The sequence below is a fragment of the Shewanella sp. genome (assembly GCF_013214165.1).
Lineage (GTDB): Bacteria > Pseudomonadota > Gammaproteobacteria > Enterobacterales > Shewanellaceae > Shewanella.
The window spans coordinates 23352-26964 of sequence record NZ_JABSSM010000015.1 but is presented as its reverse complement, the minus strand read 5'-3'; the positions used below and the strand labels follow the sequence as shown (position 1 = coordinate 26964).

The following is a 3613-nucleotide window of genomic DNA, read 5'->3' as shown; positions in this document are numbered from 1 at the left end:
CATAACCATAGAAACCATATCGAACCTGGCTGGCTAGATCTGACAAGGTGAGTCCCTGAGCCTCTGCTTCTGGCTTGATCGTTAAGCGTATCTCATGGCTACCCGATGAGAAGTTGTCTGAAATATCGTAGACACCCTCATAGGTTTTTAGCTTCTGTTTAAGCTCTGTAGCAGCCATAGACAGTTGTTCGAGGTTACTCGCGGTTAATCTGAAAGAGATATCGCCGCCACCCTCATTGGTGCTGGCGTTAATATTCAATTTCTTAACGGCAATAAGCTCAGGCAGCTGTTCACGCCATGCAGAGGCAATGGCGACACCATCGACCTCCCGGTCTTCACTCTTAGTCAACTCGGCAAAGATAAAGGCCGAGGTTCGTGAGCTCATGTCGATAAAGCTGTGCTTGACCACTTGGTAGCCATTTTCAGACTCCATCTGGTCATTCATGGCGTAGAGGGCAGCTTCGACCTCTTTGACCACCTTTAAGGTATTCGTCTCAGAGCTGCCTTCATCCATCTCTAAATGTACTTGAATAAAGTCGGACGGAAGATCTGGCATCGTGACCATGCGTATCTTACCACTGACCACTAAGGCGATGGATAGGATCAACACCCCGATAAAAATGGCGACCACGTTATATCTTTGCTTGATACAGCGTTCGAGAAAGAAGCGATATTTATGATGGATAAAATACTGGATCTTGTCGTTCAACTTGGCTTTTAATAGACCCATTTTTCCTAATTGTGACCTAGGTTTCTTGGGCTTCATATGCGCGAGGTGAGCCGGAAGAATTAACTTAGACTCCACCAAAGAAAACATCAGGCAGAGGATCACTATCATACCGATAGATTTCCAGATGATACCTTGGGGGCCGGAGACCATCAGCATAGGCAGAAAAGCCACGATAGTGGTTAACACCCCAATCGTGGCAGGCATGGCCACCTTGTTGGCGCCCCGGACCACATTTTCCAGTGAGTGGCCGTGTTTCTCTATCTCTGTATAGGCACTCTCGCCGATGACGATGGCGTCATCCACTACTATGCCCAGCACCAGAATAAAGGCGAACAGGGTAAGTAGGTTGATAGAGAGTGAAAAAGGCTCTACCGGCATCAACAACACGGCTCCGAGGAAACACACTGGCAGGCCCATCATGACCCAGAAGGCTAACTTGAGTTCCAGGAAGATGGCTAGGATCAGAAACACCAGTAGTGCACCATAGAACATGTTAGATAACATCATGTTCAGGCGTCCTTTGAGGTAATGCGTCAGATCACCCCAGGTATCGAGCTGAGCTCCGGCCGGAAGTGTCATACGTCTCTGTGCGATATAGGCCTTTACCTGGGCCGAGATATCGAGGGCATTTTGATCGTCTATGCTGCTAACTTCAATAATCGCCGCGGGCTTGCCGTTGAAGCGAGTATATTCCAATCGTTCCTCGAAGCCATCCTTGATGGTGGCGACTTGGGGCAACATGATACGGCTGCCGTCGGGACGGGTGCTGACGACTATTTTCTCAAAATCCTCACCTGTGTATGCCTGGCCCTTAGTACGTAGCAAGATGTCACCATCTTGAGCGCGAATAGCGCCGCCGGGCAGATCTATCGAAGAGTTCTGTACCGCTTGAGCGACCTGGGCGAAATTAAGGCCATATTCCCTAAGCTTGTCTTCGGACAGTTCAATGCTTATCTCGTAATCACGGACGCCAGTGACTTTTGCCCGGGTTACTGCCGGTAAGGATGTGATATCTTCGCGAATGGATTTAGCCAACTCCTTCATCTCATGCAGAGTCAGATCGCCATAGACAGAGACCCAGATAACATTGTTCTCTGGTTTGATACGAAAAATATTTGGCTTTTCAATATTATCGGGAAAGGTTGAGATGGCATCTATCGCAAGTTTAGCTTCATCGAGAATATCCTGAGGGTCATAGTTATCTTCGACCTCTATGGTGACATTACCAAAGCCATCACTGGCGACTGAGGTGACCTTCTTGATGCCATTGATATCTTGGATCGCCTCTTCAATCTTAATGTTAATCCCCTCCTCAATTTCTTGAGGTGCTGCGCCAGGATAAGCCACAGATATCTGCAGGTAATTAAGCTCGTAAGAGGGAATAATTTCCTTATTGACCAGAAAATAGCTACTAAACAAGCCGCCTAAAATTAGGAAGGCCATCAATAGGTTTGCGGCAACACTGTTTCGAGCAAACCAGGCAATTATGCCTTTTTGAGGATCCACTTCTTGTACATCCATTAGTGTTCACCGGCGCTAGCGAGTCGCTGCTCCTTGGTCTCTGAATCTGGCGTTTCCGCCCCGTTATCATTTTTCTGCATTTCACCGAGGATTTTAACAACTTGACCCGTAGACATATTATTGAGTTTAGTCAGTGAAATACGCTCTCCATCACTCAGACTGTCCTTGATATACACACTGTCGATATCGGTTCTGACCACATTGACTTCGCGGATCTCGATGACATTGTCACTCGATACTACGGCCACACTACCGTTACGCACCAGATGGCGGGGTAACTGTACAATACCGTCTACGGTACGGCCTTTAATTACTGCGGTAACGAAACTGCCATATTTAAGAGGAAGTTGACCCTCCTTACGGTTCTTTCTCAGGTAAGGATCTTGAATTTCGGCAACCAGATATACCATACGGTTGTCAGCATCGATAACGCCTTCACTTCTTACAATCGTGCCAATCCAGGTGACATCTTTACCGGCTAATGATGCGCTGAGAGTAACCTGAGTATCTGGGTTATCGACAGACTCCAGATAGGCGAGGTCATTATTTGCAAGCGGTAAACGGATCTCGGCGATACGGGTATCGTAGAGCTCACCTAGGTTAGTGCCTAGGGTGACATACTGGCCCAGGTCGACATGTCGCGCCTTGATGATGCCATCGAAAGGTGCACGTATGATGGTTCTCTCAAGATTACGTTGCGCGCGAGCCAGCGCTGCTTGTTGGAATTTAACATTGGCCTGTTCTTTCTTCAGCTGAGGCAGACGTAATCCAAGTTCGGGCGGCACACCGCCATCGAAGCCTTTCCAATCATTCTTGGCCACTTCGCCACGGGCCACCTCTTCTTCGAGTGCCGCTTCGGCTTGAGCGAGAGAGGCCTGGGCCTGCATCAGGTCGGCTTCATAGTCTGAAGGCTCTATGATGGCCAGCTCATCGCCTTTCTTTACTACGCCACCGGCGACAAAATGGGGGGCTATTGTCAGCATTCGCCCCTGAACTTCGGTGACCAGCTGGGTCTTGTTCTTGGGAGTGACGACACCATAAGAGGGGAGGTTTAGGGAAACCGTTTTTTGTTCTACGCTGATCACATCGATAATGGGGATCGCTTCTCAGGATTATTTTTATCATTATTTTCCGCTTTTCCGTGCTGAAATTTTATATTGACTAAATTACCAGAGAATCAGACTTGGATAAATCTGTTTTTGTAAGGNGAATGTATCATCTTGTTATCATGCTTAACATTTCACCCAGGCGTTGTAGGNCCGGCTTCAGCCGGGAGAGGATGGAGTTAAGAAGCTAAGAGCTAGATTTTCGATTTCGATTTCGATTTNNANNTTNNNNTTNNNNTTTNNANTTTNGATTTCG

At 47.7% G+C, this 3613-nt stretch carries 1 protein-coding gene and 1 pseudogene; both read right to left on the bottom strand.

Annotated features, from left to right (window positions below):
* The coding region (locus tag HRU42_RS05540; RefSeq protein ID WP_295029394.1) for an efflux RND transporter permease subunit at positions 1-2236 on the bottom strand (2236 nt) is incomplete at its 3' end.
* Positions 2237-2250: 14 nt separating this feature from the next.
* Positions 2251-3351, bottom strand: a pseudogene (locus HRU42_RS05535) (efflux RND transporter periplasmic adaptor subunit); the annotation flags it as partial.
* Positions 3352-3613: the final 262 nt, after the last annotated feature.